The organism is Leifsonia stereocauli (assembly GCF_038432415.1).
GTDB lineage: Bacteria > Actinomycetota > Actinomycetes > Actinomycetales > Microbacteriaceae > Orlajensenia > Orlajensenia stereocauli.
Genome location: NZ_JBCAUN010000002.1, coordinates 774236 through 793748, shown reverse-complemented (window position 1 = coordinate 793748; position 19513 = coordinate 774236). Strand labels below are relative to the sequence as shown.

Here is a 19513-nt window from a genome sequence, read left to right as displayed (position 1 = left end):
GCTGTTCTCCTAGGCGCCGAGGTAGCTGAGCAGGTCGGAGCGGGTGACGACGCCGAGCACCTTGCCGCCGTCGGTCACGAGCAGCGCGGGCTGGGTGGCGAACGCCGCACGCGCCGCGGCGACGGGCTCGTTCACGCCGATGAGCTGCAGCGGCGCGCCGATCACCGAGGAGACCTTGTCGGTGAGCTTCACCTTGCCGGCGAAGACCAGCTCCATGAGCTCCTCGTCGTGGATGGCGCCCGAGACCTCGCCGAGCACGACGGGCGGCTCGGCGTTCAGCACGAGCAACTGCGAGACGCCGGTCTCGGTCATGCGGTCGATGGCGTCGCGGATGGTGTCATCCGGATGCGTGAACACGAGGGGCTCGGTGCGCCCGGCCTTCGTGGCCAGCAGGTTGGCGATCGTGTGACCGGTCGGCGCGTTGCTGAAGCCGTAGGAGCGCAGCCACTTGTCGTTGAAGATCTTGGCGAGGTAGCCGCGGCCTCCATCGGGAAGCAGCACGACGACGACGGCATCCGCCGGCAGGTCCTTCGCGACCTGAAGCGCCGCGACCACGGCCATGCCGCTCGACCCGCCCACGAGGATTCCCTCCTCGAGCGCGAGCCGACGCGTCATGGCGAAGGCCTCGGCATCCGTCACCGCGATGATCTCGTGGGGAACGCTCGGGTCGTAGGCAGTCGGCCAGAAGTCCTCGCCGACGCCCTCGACGAGGTACGGGCGTCCGGTGCCACCGGAGTACACGGACCCCTCGGGGTCGGCGCCGATGATGCGCACGGTGTCGGACTGCTCGCGCAGGAATCGACCGGTTCCGGTGATGGTGCCGCCGGTGCCCACGCCGGCGACGAAATGCGTGACCAGCCCGTCGGTGTCGCGCCAGATCTCGGGCCCCGTGGTCTCGTAGTGGCTGAGCGGACCGTTGGGGTTCGAGTACTGGTCGGGCTTGAAGGCACCGGGGATCTCGCTGACCAGCCGGTCGGAGACGCTGTAGTACGACTCGGGGTGGTCGGGCGGCACGGACGTCGGCGTCACGACGACCTCGGCTCCATAGGCGGTGAGCACGTTGCGCTTGTCCTCGCCGACCTTGTCCGGCAGTACGAAGACGCAGCGGTAGCCGCGCTGCTGGGCGACGAGCGCGAGGCCGACGCCGGTGTTGCCGGAGGTCGGCTCCACGATGGTGCCGCCGGGCTTCAGCTTGCCCTCGCGCTCGGCCGCGTCGATGATGCGGGTCGCGATGCGGTCCTTGGCTGAGCCGCCGGGGTTCAGGTACTCGAGCTTCACGAGCACCGTGGCGGCGATGCCGTCGGTGACCCTGTTGAGCTTGACGAGCGGGGTGTTGCCGACGAGGTCGACGATGGTCTCTGCGTAATGCATCCGTGTTGTCCTAACGGTCGTGCTGCGCTTCAGTGCGCAGGCACAGGGAAATGGTCGCTGGGGTGGTGATCAGCGACGACAACACGAGCGGGAGATGTTCACGGCTCCACTCTATCCGGTGACGGATGCCGCGGGACGGGCGAATCCGTCGCCCGCGCGGCCGTTTCTTCACGACGCGGCCGAAAAGACGGGCGCGCGTCGCAGGAACTGCAGCGCGACGGCGTGTGGGCCGTTCGCCCGCGCTTCGACGTGGACACGGGTCACGCCGGCTGGGAATGGACTGTGAGAGGCGGCTGATCGCAGCGGCGGCAGCGGTTGATGCGTTCGTATTGTTCCGTGACCCCCAGCACTCCGCCTGTCCCGCCCGTTCCGCCTGTACCACCGGTTCCGCCCGCCGCCAAGGCCGCTGCGAAGCAGAGGTCGATCAAGCAGAAGCGCGCCGACGACCGCGCCGCCAAGCTCGAGGAGTTCCGCCGCAAGGAGGCCAGGTCCAAGCGCAACCGCCGCATCGGCATCGCCTCGGCCATCGTGGCCGCCGTCGCCGTCGTGGCAGTCGTCGTGGTCTCGATCGTGCTCACGCCGCAGCCCAAGGAGTACACCGCCGGTGGAACCGGCGCCGAGATCGATGGCGTCGAGACCTTCGACAACGAGTCGCAGCACGTGGAGGGCGTCGTCGACTACCCGCAGACACCCCCGGCCGGCGGATCGCACAACCCCGCTTGGCTCAACTGCGGCGTCTACACCGAGCCCGTCCCGAGTGAGAATGCCGTGCATTCCCTTGAGCACGGAGCGATCTGGGTCACCTACGACCCTTCGTTGCCGGATGCCGACCTGAGTGAGCTGAAGTCCGAGCTGCCCAGCAGCTACATCGTGCTCTCGCCCTTCGATGGGCTGCCCAGCCCCGTGGTGCTCAGCGGCTGGAACGTGCAGTTGGCCGTCGAGTCGGTGGATGACGAGCGCATCTCCGCCTTCCTCGAGGAGTACTGGAAGAGCCAGAACGTTCCGGAGCCCGGCGCCCTCTGCACGGGAGCCTTCGATGCCCCGGGCAAGGTCTAGCGCCATCGAGGCCGGCTCCATCGGGGGCGACTCCATCGGGGGCGACTCCATCGAGGGCCTCGCAGCCGATGCTGACGGCGCCGAGGTCCCCGACGCCGGCCGGGCGGGCCGAGGCGGACGCGTCGCCGTGATCGTCGTCGCCATCGTGGCGATCGTCGTGACGGCGCTGCTCGCGTACTCCTTCGGGCGCATCTCCACCCTCGGCGATCCGACCCCGACGGACACCAGCGCCGAGGCCGGCTTCGCCCGCGACATGCAGGCCCACCACGTGCAGGGCGTCGAGATGGCGATGATCGTGCGTGACGCGACGGATGACGCCGACGTGCGCCTGCTCGCCTACGACATCGCGACCACGCAGGCGCAGCAGTCCGGCCAGCTCTACGGCTGGCTGAACGAATGGGGACTCAGCCAGGCCGGGAGCGAGCCGTCGATGATGTGGATGACCCGGCCCGGAGCATCCGGAGCCGACCACGGCCACGGCACGGGAACCGGCACCGACGCGACCGCCGCCCACACCCCCGGCGGACTCATGCCGGGCATGGCCACGGACGCCCAGCTCACCGAGCTGAAGGGCCTAGAGGGGGTCGAGGCCGAGCGCCTGTTCCTCACCCTCATGATCGCCCACCATCGCGGCGCGCTCGAGATGGCAGAGTCGCTGCTCGACCGCAGCTCGAACGCCGTCGTGACGACGTTCGCCAGCGGGGTCGTCGCCAGCCAGACCGCGGAGATCGAGCTGATGCAGGGGATGCTCGCCGAGCGTTCCTGACCCGATCTCAGCCGCCGACAGTGCCCCGGACGATGCCGGCCGTCGCGAGCGCAGCCGACGCCGCCTGCCGCTTGTTCTCGATGGCCTGGCCGATCTCGCGCGCCACGATCGGCCGGGACCGCACGATGTCGTCGATCACCGACAGCGGCATCACGAGCAGCGTCGTGACGTCGAGCGCCATCGCATGCACGAAGGACGGCTCACGGGTGAGGGCAGTCTGGCCGACGTAGTCTCCCGCGTCGATGGTGGCGAACCCGACGAGCCCCTTGTCGGCGATCACGCTGAGGCGGAGACGACCCTCGACGACGAAGCGCATGGCGCCGGGAACGCGACCCGGCACCTGCACGACCTCACCGGTGCCGTAGCGCTCGAGCCTGCAACTCTCCCGCAGCTCGAGTCGCGCCTGCTCGCTGAGCTGGAGGGTCGGCGCCACGCGTTCGATGGCCGCCTCCAGCCGTTCCGGAGCGGCGATCGGATCGGTCGCGTCGTTGTCGAGCGCCAGCCCGCGCCGCCGAGCCGCGTACCAGAGCCAGGCGAGGAAGAGTGCGACCGCGTCCTCGGCGACCGACGGCACCGTGACGGGGATGTCGACCGCGTACTTCGCCGCGCCGAGGTACCGCGCTGTCGGCTTCTCGCTCGCGTCGAGCATAGGCAGCCCCGATGCGACCTCGACGAGGAGGTCGATGACCTCGTGCGGAGGGTCGTCGGTGGCGAACGTCGTCGTGGCGGAGGCGTGGAATGCTCCTGCGGGTTCACTCAGATTGCGGAACGACGAACTCGCCAGTGCCGCGTTCGGCACCACGAGGATGCCCTCCCCCGTCTCGATGTGCACGGCGCGCCAATTGACCTCGACGACCCGGCCGCGCGCGCTGCCGGTGTCCAGCCAGTCGCCGATCTTGAACGGCTGCTCGAACAACAGCAGGAGTCCGGAGATGACGCCACCGACGGCGTTCTGCAAGGCGAGGCCGATGACGATGGAGGTGACGCCGAGTGCAGCGATCAGGCCGCCGACGTCGGCACCCCAGACCCACTGGAACAGGATGGCGAGCCCGATGACGATGAGGGCGAGCCGGGCCAGGTCGACGAAGATCGAGGGGATCCGCTCCCGCCACGTTCCCTTCCGTGCGTTCGCGAACAGGGCGACGTTGAAGGCGCTGAGCACGAGGAGGATGAGCAGGAATCCGAGCACCGTCGCCACCACGCGCGCCCACACCTGGTCCGCAGGGGACTGGAAGGCGAAGATGAGGAGGGCGAACAGGCCGCCGACGGGGATCACCCAGTTGCGCAGCAGTCGTACGGGCTTCGCCGCGGGACTGCCCCGCCGGGTGAGGGCCGCCAGGATCTCGGTGCAGATGACCAGAGCAACGGGAACGCCGATGGCGAGCGCAATCGCCCAGACGACCCACCCGCCCTGCACCACGTCGCCCACGATCAGTCCACCACCCACACTGTCTGGGTTCCGGATGCCGTCTCGATGGTGCCGGCCTCGACGATGCGTTCGGAATCCTGAAGGCGATCGCGCACGGCCTGGCTCACGAAGATGCCCGGGCCGCCCGCGACGCTGCGCACGCGATGGGCGAGATTCACCGCATCACCCCACAGGTCGTACGCGAGACTGGACCGCCCCACCAGGCCACTCGTGACCGTTCCGGTGTCGACGCCTGCTCGAAGAGCGATGGCGACGTCGTAGCGGGCGTTGAACCGCTCGATCACCAGGCGCATCTCTCGGGCGAACTCGACTGCCCGGCGAGCGTTGTCGACGCGTGGAACTATGAGGCCGGAGCTGGCCAGGTATCCGCCGCGCAGGGTGCGCACCTTCTCGACCCCCGTGCGGACGGCCGCCTCGTCGAAACCACGAACGAGCTCGTTGAGCGCTGCGATCTCATCCTCGCTCGACAGCGACGCGGTGTAGTCGTCGAACCCGACGAGTTCGGCGTAGACCACCGACACGTCCTGATGGTCCTCGGCGATGGTCTCCTGCCCCTCCTTGTACCGGCGGGCGACGGATTCCGGCATCAGAGTGTGCAGCAGCTTCTCATTCTCCTTCTGCTGTTCCTCGATGAGCTCCTGCTTGACCCGCAGGCTCGAACTCATGTCGTTGAATGCCGAGCCGAGGTCGCCGAACTCATCGCGCGAGCCGTGCGGGACCTGCACCGCGAGATCACCTCCGGCGATGCGCCGGACTGCATCGAGCAGCTGCTTGATCGGGCGGGTGAACACCTGCGCGAGCAGCAGCGAGAGAACGCTCACCAACAGCAGGATGGCCAGGGTCGAGATGACGATGTTGCGGGTGAACTCGCTCACTGGTGCGAACGCCTCGGCCCCGTCGATGTGGGCGACGATCACCCAATTGAGGCCCTCGATCTCCAACGGCGCATAGGCGACGAGACTGTCGGAGTCGGTGTAGTCGCGCGTCACAGCTGTGCCGGTCTCGCCACGGAGGGCGCGTTGCACTCCGGGCACGTCGACCGGCTGCAGCAGCACCGCGCCGTTCACCTCGACGATCCTGTCGGCCACTCCCGGTGCCGTTCCGTTCTCGACGACGGCCTTCTTGTACGAATCGGGATGCTCGACCAGGAGGCGGGAGGAGCTGCGCATCAAGCGGTCCTCGCCGGCGAGGTAGACCTCGCCGGTCTGCCCGAGTCCCTGCTCGGCCCATTGCTCGTCACCCGACATGACGTCGTTGATCTGGGTGATCGGCACCTGCACCGCCAGCGTGCCGACGACGTCCGTCGCGGTGCCGATGGGCGAGACCACCCACGCCGTCGGCACGTTCAACGATGGCAGGTAGCGCTCGAAGTCCGTCGTGCTGACGACGTTGAGGGATCCGCTGCGCAGGGCCTCCTGATAGGCGCCGGTCAACGCGGAGTTCGTATAGGGCTCGGCAGAGAGGTCGACGCCCAGGTCGACGCTCTTGTACGCCGAGTACACGACGCTGCCCGAGCGGTCGATGATGAGCATGTCCTCGTAGCCGAGATCGTCGACGAGTCCGGAGAAGTAGGAGCCGTACCGCGCGTTGGCCGCCGACCAGTCGCTGCCGTCTCCGGCATCCGTCAGCCGCAGGCCGGTCTCGTAGTCGTCGTAGGGCCTGCCGATGACGTACTCCGACTGCAGGTACCGCCCGGCCGCGCTGGCCGGGACGAAGGACTCCGCCGAGTAGTCCGCGCCAGACCTCTTCTCGAGCGCCGGCACGAACTCCGTCGAGTAGAAGTCCAGGAGGGCCGCGTCCTGGGCCGGGGTGATGGCGCTGTCCTGGAGCTCGGCGAAGGCGTCGATGAACGCCGACGCCGCCTGCACCGCGCTCTCGTTGCGCGAGTCCAGCATCACCCCCCGCTGGATCGATGAGAACTCGCGCTGGATCTCCTCGGTGCGCAGTTCCCTGATGGTGGTGAGCTGGTCGAACGCGGCAGCTCGGAGCGAGTCCTGGCCGTTGGCGAAGCCGATGGCCCCCACGACGATCGACGACAGGAGGCTCACGCCGAGCAGCATCACGAGCAGCTTCGATTGGATGCTGAAACCCGAGAGCCTGCGGCCTCGCCGGACGCGCGGGACGCGCGGCTGCACGGTCCGTGTCGTGGACGGGCTCGGCTGCGCCGGTTCAGGCGGAGTGCTGGGCGCTGGCGCCGTCGGAGCGGCGCCTTTCGCCGTCGGATCGTCGAGATCTGCCACGGCTGCTCCCCCATGTCACGCCAGAAGGCAACTCTAGTTGAGGAGGTCTCGACTTTGTCCAGTGTCCACCGGCGCCGCCACCTGCTGCGAGTAGAGCTCGGCGTACGTGCCGCCGGCGGAGAGCAACTCGGGGTGGGTCCCGCTCTCGACGATGCGGCCGGCCACGACCACGAAGATGACGTCGGCGTCGATGACCGTCGATAGCCTGTGCGCGATGGCGATGGTCGTGCGGCCGCGGGCGGCATCGTCGATGGCTGACTGCACCACGCGCTCCGAGATGGTGTCGAGAGCGCTCGTCGCCTCGTCGAGCACGAGGACCTCGGGGTCCTTGAGCAGCACCCGCGCGATCGCGACCCGCTGCTTCTCTCCTCCCGAGAGGCGATAGCCCCGCTCGCCGACGACTGTCGCGTACCCGTCGGGGAAGCTCGCGATGGTGGCGTGGATGTTCGCGGCGCGGGCAGCGGCTTCGAGCTCGGCATCCGTCGCCTCGGGCTTGGCGTAGCGCAGGTTCTCCGCGATGGTCGCGTGGAAGAGGTAGGTCTCCTGGCTCACGATGCCGATGTGGTCGACGAGCGAGGTCTGCTCGAGCTCGCGCACGTCGACCCCGGAGAAGCGCACGGCTCCCCCACTCACCTCGTAGAGACGGGGCACCAGGTAGGACACCGTGGTCTTGCCGGCGCCGCTCGGCCCGACGAAGGCCGCGAACTGGCCGCGTTCGATCGTGAAGGAGACATCGTCGAGGGTCGGATGCGCCTCTCCTGCGGCATCCGGATAGAAGAAGGAGACGTGGTCGAACTCCACCTTCCCGAGCGACTCGCCCTCGGGAACCGGCCGGGCGTCGGGAGCGTCGGTGATCGCCGGCCGCAGGTCGAGGTACTCGAAGATGCGGGCGAACAGGGCGCCGGAGGTCTGCAGGTCGAGGGCGACCCGCATGAGGCCGATGAGCGGGAAGAGCAGGCGGGCCTGCACGGTGGTGAAGGCGACGATGGTTCCGGCGGTGATCGTCTCGGTGCCGCCGACCGCGAGGTAGCCGGCCAGGAGGTAGACGATGGCCGGAACGCTGGAGAGGAAGATGCTGACGAGGGCGAAGAACCACTGGCCGCTCATGGCCTGGCGCACCTGCAGGCTGATCTGGTTGGTGTTCTCGTCGGAGTACCGGCCGATCTCGGTCTGCTGCCTGGCGAAGGCCTTCGACAGCAGGATGCCCGAGACGCTCAGCGTCTCCTGCGTGATGGCGGTCATCTCGGAGAGCGACTCCTGGGTCTGGCCCGCGATGCGCGCGCGCACCTGCCCGACGCGGCGCTGGGCGATCACCATGAACGGCATCAGCACCACGGCCACGATCGTGAGCCGCCAGTCGAGGATGAGCATGGCGACGAATGCCGAGATGACCGTCACGGTGTTGCCGAGCACGCTCGACACCGTGTTGGTGAGAACTCCCGCGACCCCGCCGACGTCGTTCTGCAGGCGGGACTGGATGACGCCGGTCTTCGTGCGCGTGAAGAAGCCGAGCTCCATCCTCTGCAGGTGCGTGAACAGGCGCACCCGCAGGGCGCCCATCACCTTGTTGCCGACGGTGGCGGTGAGGTACGCCTGCCAGACCCCGAGCAGGGCGCTGACGATGAACACGGCGATCATCGCGGCCACGATGGTGCCGAGCACGGGCAGGTTCGGGCCGCCGCTCGGCGGGAACAGGCCGTCGTCGAAGGCGCGCTGGGTGAGCAACGGCGGAATGACGGCCAGGCCGGCCGTGACGATGACCAGAACGACGGTGAGCGTGAGAGCTGCGCGGTGAGGGGCGAACAGCTCCATGATCCGTCGCCCGAGGTGCGGGATGCGGGGCGCATCGGCGTTCGCTGCCTTCTGAGCCTGAATGTCGACTGGACCGTGTCGTGGGGCGCTGCTCGCCGAACCGCCACCCTCACCGAGAGTGGCACGCTTCGGGCCGCCTCTCATCCCGCTGCCCATGCTCATGAATTCAGCCTAGGTGCGTGAGCGGCGGCATCCGGCGTCCCTGTGCCGCTTGAAGCTGACGCCCATATGCAGGATGAGAGCCGACTCGGCTCCCGTGGGGGCTCGAGTCGGCTCTCATGCTGCATCTGGGAAGGAGGGTGCTGCGGCTACCCCTTGGTCGAGCCCGCCAGCAGGCCCCGCACGAAGTAGCGCTGCAGGCTGAAGAACACTATGAGCGGCACGATGAGCGAGATGAACGCGGCAGCGGTGAGGCGCTGCCACTCCTGACCTCGATTACCCGTGAGCTCGGCCAATCGTTGTGTCAGCGGAGCGACATCCGGAGTTCCTCCCGAGAACACGAGGGCCACCAGCAGGTCGTTCCAGACCCACAGGAACTGGAAGATCGCGAACGACGCGAGGATCGGCACCGACAGCGGCAGGATGATGCGCAGGAAGATCTGGCCGTGGTTCGCCCCGTCGACGCGCGCTGCCTCGATGAGCTCCCCGGGGATCTCCGAGATGAAGTTGTGCAGCAGGAAGATCGCCAGCGGCAGGCCGAAGATCGTGTGCGCGATCCACACCTGCACGTACGACTGCTCGGGGATGATCGGGATGATGTCGTGCACGAAGCGCTGGATCGGGAGAATCCACGTTGTGAACATCTGCAGCAGCGGGATGAGCGCCATCTGCAGCGGCACGATCTGCAGGGCGAAGATCACGATGAAGATCCAGCCGGCGCCCTTGAACGGGATCCACGCCAGGGCGTAGGCAGCCATCGCCGCGAGAACAGTCGCGAAGACCACGACGGGGATGGTGATCGCGAGCGAGTTGACGAAGTAGGCGCCGAGCTGCGGCGACGAGGACGACGAGGAGAACAGCACCTCCTTGTAGTTGTCGAGCGTGAACCCGGGGTTCTGGAAGATCGTCCACCAGCCGGTGGTCTTGATCAACTCCTCGGGACGGAATGAGGAGATGAACAGGCCGAAGGTGGGGATGATCCAGATGACGGCGATGATGAGCGAGACGATCGTTGCCGTACGCGACGTGAGCCGCTTCTTGACGCGTGCCGCCTTGGTGCCGTCGGCATTGAAGCCGCGCTGGAACTCCTTCTTGGTCTCGTCGTCGAGGGGAATCTCGACCGGTGTGTAGGTCATCGGATCTCCTTCTGCTTGCGGAGGACGCGAACGTTGTAGACCACGATGGGCAGCACGAGCACGAACAGGATGAGGGCGAGTGCCGAGCCACGACCGGGTTCGAGCGCGCGGAATGCCTGCGTGTACATCTCATTGGCGACGACGCTGGTCTCGAAGTTTCCGCCGGTCATGGTGCGCACGATGTCGAACACCTTGAGGGTGGCGATGGAGATCGTGGTGACGACGACCACGAGTGCACCACGGATGCCGGGGAGCACGACATTCGTGAACCGCTGCCAGCCGTTGGTGCCGTCGAGCTCAGCCGCTTCCAGCTGTTCGGCCGGGATCCCCTTGATGGATGCCGAGAGCACCACGACAGCGAATCCCGTCTGCACCCAGATCATCACGATGATGAGCAGGATGGTGTTCATCGGAGCCGTCTGCAGCCAGAGAACCGGCTCCTGGCCGAGCCAGACCATGATCTGGTTGAGCAGTCCGATCTGGTCCCGTCCCTCCGGACGGTACTCGTAGACGAACTTCCAGATGATGCCGGCCCCCACGAACGAGATGGCGAACGGCATGAAGATGAGCGACTTGTATATCTTCTCGCCGCGCGAGCGGTCGATGAAGTTGGCATAGGCGAGGCCGATCACGGTCGAGATGGTCGGCACCAGGATCACCCAGATGATGGTGTTGCGCAGAGTGATGAGAGCTTCGGGCTGGGTGAACATCCACACGAAGTTGTCGAGTCCGATGAACTGGCCCGACTTGTCGGCGAAGGCGGCGATGCCCGTGCGGATGGCCGGATAGACGAGGCCGATGCCGAGCAGGATGATCGCGGGGGCCAGGAACGCGATGAGCTGGAGCACGTCACGGCCGCGTTTGGGTGCTTTGTCGATGAAGAACAGGATCAGCCCGACGACGGCCGCGAAGATCGCGACACCACCGACCAGCTGAAGGATCTTTCCGATGAGATCGGCAGTCGTCATTCGGGTCTCCTCTACGTTGAGGTTGCAGTGGGGCCGCGCGGCTGCCCGCGCGGCCCCACTGACTCAGATGTTATTCCAGCAGTCGTCCGGAGGACTACTGCGGCCAGCTGTCCTGGATGAATTTGGTCGTGTCAGCGGTGGACTTGCCACCGATCCAGTCGACCATGCCCTTCCAGAACGAGCCTGCGCCCACGGCGCCCGGCATGAGGTCGGACGCGTCGAACCGGAAGGTGGTCGCCGGGTCCTGCAGCGTCGCGACGGCCGTCTTGAGCAGTTCGCTCGAGGCGTTCTCGGGGTCGAGACCGTTGTTGGCGCTGATCACGCCACCGAGCTTGACGCGGTTGTTGGCCCACGTGTCGGTCGACAGGTAGGTCTGCAGAGCGTCGACCTCCTCGGCATCGCGGTACTTGCCCACGATCTCGCCACCACCGGTGACGGCGTTGGCTCCGGCTTCGGTGCCCGGAAGCAGGAAGGCCCAGACGTCGCCATCCTCAGCGACCGTGGTTCCCTTGGGCCAGAAGCCCTCGTAGAACGTGGCCTGGTGGTGCAGAGCACAGGTGCCGTCGAGGATCGGGAGACCCGCGTCGCCGAACTCCGTCGTCGCGATCGAGTCGACGCCGCCGAGGCCGCCGTTCACGTAGTCGGGGTTGCGGATGAAGTCACCCACCGAGTCGAATGCGCCCTGGATCTTCGGGTCGGTGAACTTGACTTCGTTCGTGACCCACTGGTCGTAGACGTCGGGACCCTGCTCGCGGAGCACGAAGTCCTCCACCCAGTCGGTGCCCGGCCATCCGGTCGCGTCACCCGATGCGAAACCGACGCACCAGGGCTTGTCGACGGCACCGGACTTCTGGATGTCGGCGGTGAGGGTGGCCAGCTCGTCGAGAGTGGTGGGCACCTCCCAGCCGTTCTCCTCGAAGGTCGAGGGCGAGTACCAGACGTAGCCCTTGACGCTGGCCATCAGCGGCGCGCCCCAGATCTCGTCCTCGACGGTGCCGTACTTCTGCCAGTCCTCGGACCAGAACTTCTTCGCGTTGTCCACGACGGCTTGGGCGGGCTTCTTGATGTAACCGCCGTCGACCTGGGCCGCGAACAGTCCGGGCTGGGGGAAGATCGCGATGTCGGGCGGGTTTCCACCCTGGGCGCGAACGTTGATCTGCGTCTCGAATTCCTTGCTCGGCTCGTACTTCACGTCGATGCCGGTGCACGTCTCGAAGTCCTTCCACGACTCGTTCAGCAGGTCTGCTTCGGTGTCGCTGATGGTGCCGTAGACGCTGACCTCGGTGCCGGAATCGAAACTTCCGTAGCTCTCGTAGGGGGCGCAATCGGTGTCGGCCTTGTCGCCGGCGGCTTCGTCACCGGTGCATCCGGTGAGAGCCAGTCCGACGACGGCTGCTGCGGCCATGGGAATCAACAGACGGCGTTGCCGCGTGAGTCTCATTTCTCATCTCCTCATTGAGTATGTGTGCAGGGAGAACTGGGGAACCGGTTCCAGACGCCACGGTAGCGCCTCGCCCGCCCGGGACACAAGGTGGTGGCATCACGAATCGGTCACCTTCGACGGATGCGCGCGAAATGGGCGAGAGAGCGTTTGCACGCGCCATTCCTTTGCATCGAGAAAGCGCCTGAGATCGGTTCCACAAAAGGGGCCTCGGCGCTATGATCGGCTCCAGTCATGCCGACCGAGGAAGTGAGGCATATGAGCGCCATCGCCGATGTGGCACGCCTGGCCGGGGTATCGAAGGCCACGGCGTCGCGCGCGCTCAGTGGGCGGGGTTACGTCGCCGACGACACCCGCCTGCGCGTGCAGGGCGCCGCATCCGAGCTCGGCTACATCGCCTCCCCCAATGCCGCGAGCCTCGTCACGGGACGCACGAAGAACATCGGCGTGATCATCCCGTTCGTCAACCGCTGGTTCTTCGGGGAGGTGCTCGAGGGCATCGAGCGCGAACTGCTCGCCGCCGGGTACGACCTCACGCTCTACAACGTGACCAGCGAGGTCGCCCAGCGCAGCCAGATCTTCGAGTTCTTCCTCGCCAGGAAGCGGGTCGACGCGGTCATCGCCGTCGGCGTCGAGCTGTCGGTCGACGAGGTCGAGCGCCTGCAGCGCACAGGCAAGCCGGTGGTCGGCATCGGCGGCCCGATCGCCCACGCCAGCACCATTGCGATCGATGACGTAGCGGCATCGAGGCTGGCGACCGAGCACCTGCTCAGCCTCGGACACACCCGCATCGCGCACATCGGCGGCAATCAGGCCCAGCAGATGGACTTCTCGGTGCACGGCAAGCGGCTGCGCGGCTTCGAGCTGGCCATGGAGGCCGCCGGGCTGCCGACGGCGGACTCGTTCTGGCCGACCGAGCTCAGCATGCCCGGCGGCTACGCCGTGGCGCTCCAGGTGCTCGGGGATCCCCGTCACCGGCCGACGGCCATCTTCGCCGCCTGCGACGAAGTGGCGTTCGGCACGATCCTGGCGGCGCAGCGCCTCGGGGTCGAGGTGCCGCGCGACCTCTCGATCACGGGCATCGACGATCACGAGTACGCCGCGATGTTCGGCCTGACCACCGTGGTGCAGGCGCCTCGGGAGCAGGGACGTCTGGCCGTGGCATCCGTTCTGAGACTGCTCGAGACGGATGCCGCAGAGCAGGCCGGCGGCGAGACCATCCTGCCGTCGCGGCTCGTCGTGCGCTCCTCGACGACGGCCGCCGTGCCGGTACCCATCGGCGGCCGCTGAGAGCAAGGCCTGACACGTCGGGACCGGAGTTCCTGCGGGTGCGCAGCGTGGCACACCCGCAGGAGCACCGGTCTCCATGGAGGGGACTCGCGCTGGCTGCGGTCTCGGCGCGAGCGTGAGCGTCGGCGCGGGGGGCGGGCGTTACGCCGCGTCGCCCACGAGCACGGCCTCGGCCTGCTCTGCCTCGTCGAGCTCGGCCGTCCCGTCTGAGGTCGCGAGGGCCTTGCGTCCGGCGATCACGATGAGCGTCGCCACGACGAAGGCGATGGCGCCGGCGATGAATGGAGCCGGCTCGGAAATGTTCGCGGCCAGCAGCGAGGCGACGGGAGGCGCGACGGCGCCGCCGAGGAAGCGCACGCCCGAGTAGGCGCTCGACGCCACCGAGCGGGGCAGGTCGGTCGCCTCCATCACGCTCTCGGTGAGCACGGTGTTCATGATGCCGAGCAGGAGGCCGCCGATGACGACGAACACGATGATGCCGGCGACGGAGTGGATGAGCAGGGCGATCGCGACGAGGTCGATGGCGAGCAGGGGCAGGATCGTCCAGATCACGCGGGTGCGCCGCATCCGTGCCGTGAGCATCGGGGCGAGCCAGACCGAGGAGACTGCCACCGCGAGTCCCCAGCCGAAGAACACGAAGCCGAGGGAGATGGCGCTCGAGACGCCGAGCGGCACGAGTGCGAACGGCGTGTAGGCCAGCAGCACGAAGAAACCGAAGTTGTAGAACACGGCGGTGGCGGCGAGGATCGCGAGCGCGGGTCGGCCGAGCGCGCGGAAAGGCGCCGAGAACGCCGTGGGCACGGGCTTCTCGTCACCCGCCGACGAGCGCAGCAGCGTCGAGATGGCGATGAAGCCGATGGCCATGAGCACCGCAGTGCCGAAGAACGGGCCCCGCCAGCTCCAGCTTCCGAGCACCCCGCCGACGAGAGGTCCGATGGCCAGGCCGAGTCCGAGGGCGGCCTCGTACAGGATGATGGCGGACGACGTGCCTCCGGATGCCGCTCCCACGATGGTCGCCAGGGCGGTGGAGATGAACAGCGCGTTGCCGAGTCCCCAGCCGGCCCGGAAGCCGATGATCGACTCGACGTCGCCCGAGAGTCCTGCGGCCGCTGCGAACACGACGATGACGGCCAGTCCGATGAGCAGGGTCTTCTTGGCGCCGATGCGGCTCGACACCCAGCTCGTGAAGAACATCGCGATACCTGTGATCACGAGGTAGCTGGTGAACAGGAACTCGGTCTCGGTGGGGCTGGCCTGCAGGTCGGCCGCGATGGCGGGGAGGATGGGGTCGACCAGGCCGATGCCCATGAAGGCGACGACGCAGGCGAACGCGACGGCCCACACGGCCTTCGGCTGCTTGAGGATGGACGAGCCGCTCGTTGAGGCTGAGGTGGTGCCGTGGCTCATCGTGCCGCACCCTCTTCGACGACGCTCGACGCGGTGGCGGCGGTGTCGGTGACGGATGCCGCGGTGCCGATCTCGCCGGCGATGCGGGCGTGCAGGATCGCCGCGGCTCGGGCGAGCACGTCGGCCTCGTCGTCGCTCAGGTCGGCGAAGACGGGGAGGAGCGCAGCCCCCATGCTGTCGCGCCACTCATCCAAGGCGCGTTCGCCCTTCTTCGTGATGGCGATCTGCCAGGCGCGGGCGTCGGCGGTGTCTGCGATGCGGCGCACCCACTCTCGTTCGCCGAGCGTGCGCACGAGCTTGGTCATGGTGGGCTGGGCGACCCGGCTCTCGACGGCGAGTTCTCCGATGCGCATCGGACCCGATGCGATGAGCGTGCTGAGGGTGCGGAGCAGGGCAGGCGACTCCGTGTTGCCGGTTCGCCGGGCGGCGACGCGGGTGAGGCGGTTCGAGGCACTGACGACCTCGACGAGGATCTGGCTGATGGTGGTGGCGCGCGAGGCGTCGAGAACGACGGTTTCTGGCATGGGACCAACTATATAGCACAGCTATGCATATTCATAGCCGGGCTATATTCTGAGCCACGGATGCCTCAGCGATGGGAGCATTCAGCATGGATCTCGTCTTCCTCCACGGTCCGGCGGCGGCCGGAAAGCTGACGACGGCGACGGCGCTGGCGGAGCTCACCGGGTTCGCGGTCTTCCACAATCACCTGGTCGTCGACACCCTGCTCGAGGTGTTCCCGTTCGGCTCCCCCGAGTTCTGTGCTCTGCGCGAGTCGTTCTGGCTCCAGACCTTCACAGCGGCGGCCAAGGCGGATCGATCGCTGATCTTCACCTTCACCCCGGAGCCGACGGTTTCGGCGACCTTCGTCGGCGACGCGGTGTCCGCCGTCACGGCAGCAGGCGGGCGCGTCGACTTCGTCGCCCTGGCTGTCTCCCCAGCAGAGCAGGAACTCCGGATCGACAATCCCGACCGCCGCCGCTTCAACAAGCTCTCCAGCGTCGACACGCTCCGCGCCATCCGGGCGACGGAGAGCGGTGAGGTCTCGGTCCCGCCCGCAGAGCTGGTCATCGACACCGAGCACAGCTCGCCGGAGGAATCCGCTCGCCTCATCTCAACGACATTCGGATTGCAGAGGGTGAACCAGCCGAGGGGCTTCCTCATCGCCGGCCAACAGACGCCGGACGACGGAAAAGGGCGCCACCCCGGAGGGTGACGCCCTTTCAGCGTTGCTTCACGCCAAGATCTGGTGCCCCGAAGGGCCCGGATTACTTGAGGGTGACGGTGGCGCCGGCCTCTTCGAGAGCAGCCTTGGCCTTCTCGGCGGTCTCCTTGTTCGCGCCCTCGATGACAGCCTTGGGGGCGCCATCGACGACAGCCTTGGCCTCGCCGAGGCCGAGCGAGGTGAGCTCGCGGACGACCTTGATGACCTGGATCTTCTTCTCACCAGCGGCCTCGAGGACGACGTCGAAGGAGTCCTTCTCCTCGACCTCTTCAGCAGCGGCGGCGGGGCCGGCAGCGGCAGCGGCAGCGACCGGAGCAGCGGCGGTGACCTCGAAGGTCTCCTCGAATGCCTTGACGAACTCGGAGAGCTCGATGAGGGTGAGGCCCTTGAACTGCTCGAGCAGCTCTTCAGTTGACAGCTTTGCCATGATTTTTCTCCTTGGTTTCTTAGTAACTCACCGCGTCGTAGGACAGACCTACGCAGCGGACTCCTGCTTCTCACGCAGCGCGTCGACCGTGCGAACGGCCTTCGACAGCGGGGCGTTGAACAGATATGCGGCACCGAACAGCGAGGCCTTGAAGGCGCCTGCGAGCTTCGCAAGCAGCACCTCACGGGACTCGAGGTCGGCGAGCTTGCCCACCTCTTCAGCGGTCAGCGGCTTGCCATCGAAATAGCCGCCCTTGACCACGAGGAGAGGGTTTGCCTTGGTGAAGGCACGCAGCGCCTTCGCGACGGCGACGGGGTCGCCGTGCACGAATGCGATAGCGGACGGACCGGCGAGCTCGTCGTCGAACGACGTGATGCCGGCGTTGTTCGCCGCGATCTTGGTGAGCGTGTTCTTCACCACGGCGTACGTGGCGTCCTCACGGATGTTGGTGCGCAGCTCCTTGAGCTTCGCAACAGTGAGGCCGCGGTACTCGGTCAGCAGAACGGCGGTCGAGCTCTGGAATGCTTCCGTGAGCTCGGCGACCGTGGCTTCCTTGTTCGCCATGGCGTACTCCTCTGATGTCTTTCGTCGCACACCACGGGAGCGGTGTGCGCCTCGACCTGCCACCTGGCTGATGAAACAAGAAAAGCTCCGGCGCTTGGCGCACGGAGCTTTGAGATCGGGAGACCCGAAAAAGTTCGATACACCTGCGCAGGTTCTTGCTTTCGCAAGCCTTCGATCAGCATCCGTATCTCTACGCACACCGATAACCGGCGGTCTTTGGCTTCATACACAGTAACGGATGCCGTGGGCAAAGTGAAATCGGGCCACGGCCGCTCGCTGAAGGCCGAGCGAAGCGATCGCCTGAAGCGCACCCGGGGGCGCTTCGGCCACGGACTTCGTCCGGGCCTCAGTGAGCGGGGTGAGGAATAGTTGACCGAGAGCAATAGTTGACCAAAGTCATCTAGATAGTTATAGTTGACCACAGTCAATCAAAATCAGGAGTCCTCTTGTCACGCTCATCGCGCACCCGCGCAGCGGAATCCGCCGTCGAACCGGCATCATCCGCGCAGTCCCCCACGGCCGAGAACGGCATGTCGCACCGCCAGGTTCTCGAGGCCCTCTCCGGCCTCATCCTCGGCATGTTCGTGTCGATCCTGGCGTCGACCGTCGTCAGCTCGTCGCTGCCGCTCATCATCTCCGACCTCAAGGGCGACCAGTCGTCCTTCACCTGGGTCGTCACCGCCACCCTGCTCGCGACCACGGTCTCGACGCCGATCTGGGGCAAGCTGGCCGACCTGTTCAGCCGCAAGCTGCTCATCCAGATCGCTCTGGTCATCTTCGTTCTCGGCTCGGCCTTCGCCGGCTTCTCGCAGGACACCTCGACGCTCATCGTCTTCCGTGTCATGCAGGGCCTCGGCGCCGGTGGACTCGGAGCGCTCAGCCAGATCATCATGGCCGACATCATCAGCCCGCGTGAGCGCGGCAAGTACGCCGGTCTCTTCGGTGGCGTGATGGCCGTCGGCATGGTCGGTGGCCCGCTGCTCGGTGGTGTCGTGACGGACGCCTTCGGCTGGCGCTGGAACTTCTTCCTCGCGCTGCCCATCGCCATCATCGCGATCATCCTGCTGCAGATGACCCTGCACCTGCCCAAGATCGTCAAGCGTGCGGTCAGGATCGACTACCTCGGTGCCGTCTTCATCGCCGGTGGCGTCTCGCTCCTCCTCATCTGGGTCAGCCTGGCCGGCTCGCAGTTCGAGTGGGCATCCGCGACCTCCTTCGCCATGGTGGCCGGCGCAGCTGCGCTCCTGATCGCAGCCGTCATCACCGAGTTCAAGGTGAAGGAGCCGATCATCCCGCTCCAGCTGTTCAAGAACCGCACCTTCACGCTCTCGGTCATCGCGAGCATCTCGATCGGTGTGGCCATGTTCGGCACCTCGGTGTTCCTCAGCCAGTACATGCAGCTCGCCCGGGGCGCGACCCCGACCCAGTCCGGCCTGCTCACCATCCCCATGATGGGCGGCCTTCTGCTGGCCTCGGCGTTCTTCGGAAACGTCGTCAGCCGCACTGGCAAGTGGAAGGCCATCATGGTGACGGGCTCTGCCCTCGCCGTCGTCGGCCTCTCGCTGCTCAGCACGATCCACTACGACACGAACTTCTGGTTCGTGGGCATCTCGATGTTCATCCTTGGCTCCGGCGTCGGCATGGTCATGCAGAACCTCACGCTCGTCGTGCAGAACACCACCGAGGTCAAGAACCTCGGGGTGGCCACCAGCGCCGTGACCTTCTTCCGCAGCCTCGGCGGCACCATGGGCGTCTCGATCCTCGGGTCGATCATGGGCACCCTCGTCGCCGACAGCATCAAGGACGGCATCACGGATCTCTCCCCCGAGAACCAGCTGGAGGCTGCGAAGACCCTCGGCAGCGGCGTCATCCCCCACGTCGACGAGCTGCCGGACGCCATCCGCGTGCTGGTCGAGTCGTCGTACGGTTCCGCCGTCGGATCGATCTTCCTTCTCGCCGTTCCGCTCGCGATCATCACCCTGATCGCGGTCGCGTTCCTGCCGAACAACAAGCTCGGCACCATGAACGCGATCGACCTCGCGAAGAAGGGCGGCACCGCCGTCGACGCCGAGACCGCGCGAGAGCGCGAGATCGAGAACGCCGAGGACTCGCTCATCGAGGCTGCTGCCGCGACCGCCGGCCTGCCCGCCGTCGGGGAGGCTCACCCCGTCGGAACGCGCACGGGATCGACGGCATCCGTCGACACCCGCCCGTAGTCGGCA

16 protein-coding genes are annotated in these 19513 nt (G+C 66.9%); 5 read left to right on the top strand and 11 right to left on the bottom strand.

The features are described 5' to 3' along the window. Positions 1–9: 9 nt before the first annotated feature. The gene (locus AADV74_RS12585; protein WP_342114570.1) at positions 10–1371 is read right to left on the bottom strand and encodes a cystathionine beta-synthase; all 1362 of its coding nucleotides are present in this window, start codon (positions 1369–1371) and stop codon (positions 10–12) included. A 336-nt stretch (positions 1372–1707) separates the two neighbouring features. On the opposite strand from AADV74_RS12585, the gene AADV74_RS12580 reads away from it, so the two are divergent. Together AADV74_RS12580 and AADV74_RS12575 are read left to right on the top strand one after the other, a co-directional pair. Beyond that, positions 1708–2427 (top strand): thioredoxin-like domain-containing protein, encoded by a 720-nt coding sequence (locus AADV74_RS12580; RefSeq protein ID WP_342114568.1) that lies wholly within the window; start codon positions 1708–1710, stop codon positions 2425–2427. After that, entirely contained in the window at positions 2408–3193 is a 786-nt protein-coding gene (locus tag AADV74_RS12575; RefSeq protein ID WP_342114566.1) for a DUF305 domain-containing protein, read from the top strand. The genes AADV74_RS12580 and AADV74_RS12575 overlap by 20 nt, the downstream gene beginning before the upstream one ends. Positions 3194–3200: 7 nt before the next feature. Here the strand turns inward: AADV74_RS12575 and AADV74_RS12570 are convergent, their stop codons facing one another. From AADV74_RS12570 to AADV74_RS12545, 6 genes are all read right to left on the bottom strand, one after another. Further along, positions 3201–4640 carry a mechanosensitive ion channel domain-containing protein gene (locus AADV74_RS12570; protein ID WP_342114564.1) on the bottom strand — a complete coding sequence of 480 codons (1440 nt, stop codon included), beginning with the start codon at positions 4638–4640 and terminating at the stop codon, positions 3201–3203. Continuing rightward, positions 4625–6862 carry an adenylate/guanylate cyclase domain-containing protein gene (locus AADV74_RS12565; protein WP_342114562.1) on the bottom strand — a complete coding sequence of 746 codons (2238 nt, stop codon included), beginning with the start codon at positions 6860–6862 and terminating at the stop codon, positions 4625–4627. Before AADV74_RS12565 ends, AADV74_RS12570 begins: the two co-directional genes overlap by 16 nt. A 33-nt stretch (positions 6863–6895) precedes the next feature. Beyond that, positions 6896–8836 carry an ABC transporter ATP-binding protein gene (locus tag AADV74_RS12560; RefSeq protein ID WP_425287298.1) on the bottom strand — a complete coding sequence of 647 codons (1941 nt, stop codon included), beginning with the start codon at positions 8834–8836 and terminating at the stop codon, positions 6896–6898. A gap of 146 nt (positions 8837–8982) precedes the next feature. Beyond that, positions 8983–9969, bottom strand: coding sequence for a carbohydrate ABC transporter permease (locus AADV74_RS12555; protein WP_135120698.1), 987 nt, complete (start codon positions 9967–9969; stop codon positions 8983–8985). After that, positions 9966–10937 carry a carbohydrate ABC transporter permease gene (locus tag AADV74_RS12550; RefSeq protein ID WP_342114559.1) on the bottom strand — a complete coding sequence of 324 codons (972 nt, stop codon included), beginning with the start codon at positions 10935–10937 and terminating at the stop codon, positions 9966–9968. Before AADV74_RS12550 ends, AADV74_RS12555 begins: the two co-directional genes overlap by 4 nt. Before the next feature lie 94 nt (positions 10938–11031). Beyond that, on the bottom strand, positions 11032–12378 hold the full coding sequence (locus tag AADV74_RS12545) for an ABC transporter substrate-binding protein (RefSeq protein WP_342114557.1): 1347 nt from the start codon (positions 12376–12378) through the stop codon (positions 11032–11034). A 258-nt stretch (positions 12379–12636) separates the two neighbouring features. Here AADV74_RS12545 and AADV74_RS12540 point away from each other — a divergent pair, with 258 nt between their 5' ends. Beyond that, positions 12637–13668, top strand: a complete 1032-nt coding sequence (locus AADV74_RS12540; RefSeq protein WP_342114555.1) for a LacI family DNA-binding transcriptional regulator — start codon at positions 12637–12639, stop codon at positions 13666–13668. 141 nt (positions 13669–13809) lie between these two features. Here AADV74_RS12540 and AADV74_RS12535 read toward each other — a convergent pair whose 3' ends face one another. Continuing rightward, positions 13810–15075 (bottom strand): MFS transporter, encoded by a 1266-nt coding sequence (locus tag AADV74_RS12535; RefSeq protein ID WP_342114553.1) that lies wholly within the window; start codon positions 15073–15075, stop codon positions 13810–13812. Next, positions 15072–15599 carry a MarR family winged helix-turn-helix transcriptional regulator gene (locus AADV74_RS12530; protein ID WP_342114551.1) on the bottom strand — a complete coding sequence of 176 codons (528 nt, stop codon included), beginning with the start codon at positions 15597–15599 and terminating at the stop codon, positions 15072–15074. The genes AADV74_RS12535 and AADV74_RS12530 overlap by 4 nt, the downstream gene beginning before the upstream one ends. 86 nt (positions 15600–15685) lie before the next feature. Here AADV74_RS12530 and AADV74_RS12525 point away from each other — a divergent pair, with 86 nt between their 5' ends. Then, the gene (locus AADV74_RS12525) at positions 15686–16291 is read left to right on the top strand and encodes a hypothetical protein (RefSeq protein ID WP_342114549.1); all 606 of its coding nucleotides are present in this window, start codon (positions 15686–15688) and stop codon (positions 16289–16291) included. 52 nt (positions 16292–16343) lie between these two features. On the opposite strand, the gene rplL is transcribed toward AADV74_RS12525, so the two are convergent. Continuing rightward, positions 16344–16727 carry a 50S ribosomal protein L7/L12 gene (rplL, locus tag AADV74_RS12520; RefSeq protein ID WP_056168915.1) on the bottom strand — a complete coding sequence of 128 codons (384 nt, stop codon included), beginning with the start codon at positions 16725–16727 and terminating at the stop codon, positions 16344–16346. A 48-nt stretch (positions 16728–16775) separates the two neighbouring features. Continuing rightward, positions 16776–17291: a 50S ribosomal protein L10 gene (rplJ, locus tag AADV74_RS12515; protein WP_055824710.1), complete on the bottom strand. Its 516-nt coding sequence runs from the start codon at positions 17289–17291 to the stop codon at positions 16776–16778. A 530-nt stretch (positions 17292–17821) separates the two neighbouring features. On the opposite strand from rplJ, the gene AADV74_RS12510 reads away from it, so the two are divergent. Continuing rightward, positions 17822–19507: an MDR family MFS transporter gene (locus AADV74_RS12510; RefSeq protein ID WP_425287305.1), complete on the top strand. Its 1686-nt coding sequence runs from the start codon at positions 17822–17824 to the stop codon at positions 19505–19507. Positions 19508–19513 lie beyond the last annotated feature (6 nt).

Excerpts from the sequence above, each read along its gene's own strand:
- AADV74_RS12585 (WP_342114570.1), bottom strand. The coding sequence starts at position 1,371 with ATGCATTACGCAGAGACCATCGTCGACCTCGTCGGCAACACCCCGCTC.
- AADV74_RS12575 (WP_342114566.1), top strand. The coding sequence starts at position 2,408 with ATGCCCCGGGCAAGGTCTAGCGCCATCGAGGCCGGCTCCATCGGGGGC.
- AADV74_RS12560 (WP_425287298.1), bottom strand. The coding sequence starts at position 8,836 with ATGAGCATGGGCAGCGGGATGAGAGGCGGCCCGAAGCGTGCCACTCTC.
- AADV74_RS12555 (WP_135120698.1), bottom strand. The coding sequence starts at position 9,969 with ATGACCTACACACCGGTCGAGATTCCCCTCGACGACGAGACCAAGAAG.
- AADV74_RS12550 (WP_342114559.1), bottom strand. The coding sequence starts at position 10,937 with ATGACGACTGCCGATCTCATCGGAAAGATCCTTCAGCTGGTCGGTGGT.
- AADV74_RS12545 (WP_342114557.1), bottom strand. The coding sequence starts at position 12,378 with ATGAGACTCACGCGGCAACGCCGTCTGTTGATTCCCATGGCCGCAGCA.
- AADV74_RS12540 (WP_342114555.1), top strand. The coding sequence starts at position 12,637 with ATGAGCGCCATCGCCGATGTGGCACGCCTGGCCGGGGTATCGAAGGCC.
- AADV74_RS12535 (WP_342114553.1), bottom strand. The coding sequence starts at position 15,075 with ATGAGCCACGGCACCACCTCAGCCTCAACGAGCGGCTCGTCCATCCTC.
- AADV74_RS12530 (WP_342114551.1), bottom strand. The coding sequence starts at position 15,599 with ATGCCAGAAACCGTCGTTCTCGACGCCTCGCGCGCCACCACCATCAGC.
- AADV74_RS12525 (WP_342114549.1), top strand. The coding sequence starts at position 15,686 with ATGGATCTCGTCTTCCTCCACGGTCCGGCGGCGGCCGGAAAGCTGACG.
- rplL (WP_056168915.1), bottom strand. The coding sequence starts at position 16,727 with ATGGCAAAGCTGTCAACTGAAGAGCTGCTCGAGCAGTTCAAGGGCCTC.
- rplJ (WP_055824710.1), bottom strand. The coding sequence starts at position 17,291 with ATGGCGAACAAGGAAGCCACGGTCGCCGAGCTCACGGAAGCATTCCAG.
- AADV74_RS12510 (WP_425287305.1), top strand. The coding sequence starts at position 17,822 with ATGTCGCACCGCCAGGTTCTCGAGGCCCTCTCCGGCCTCATCCTCGGC.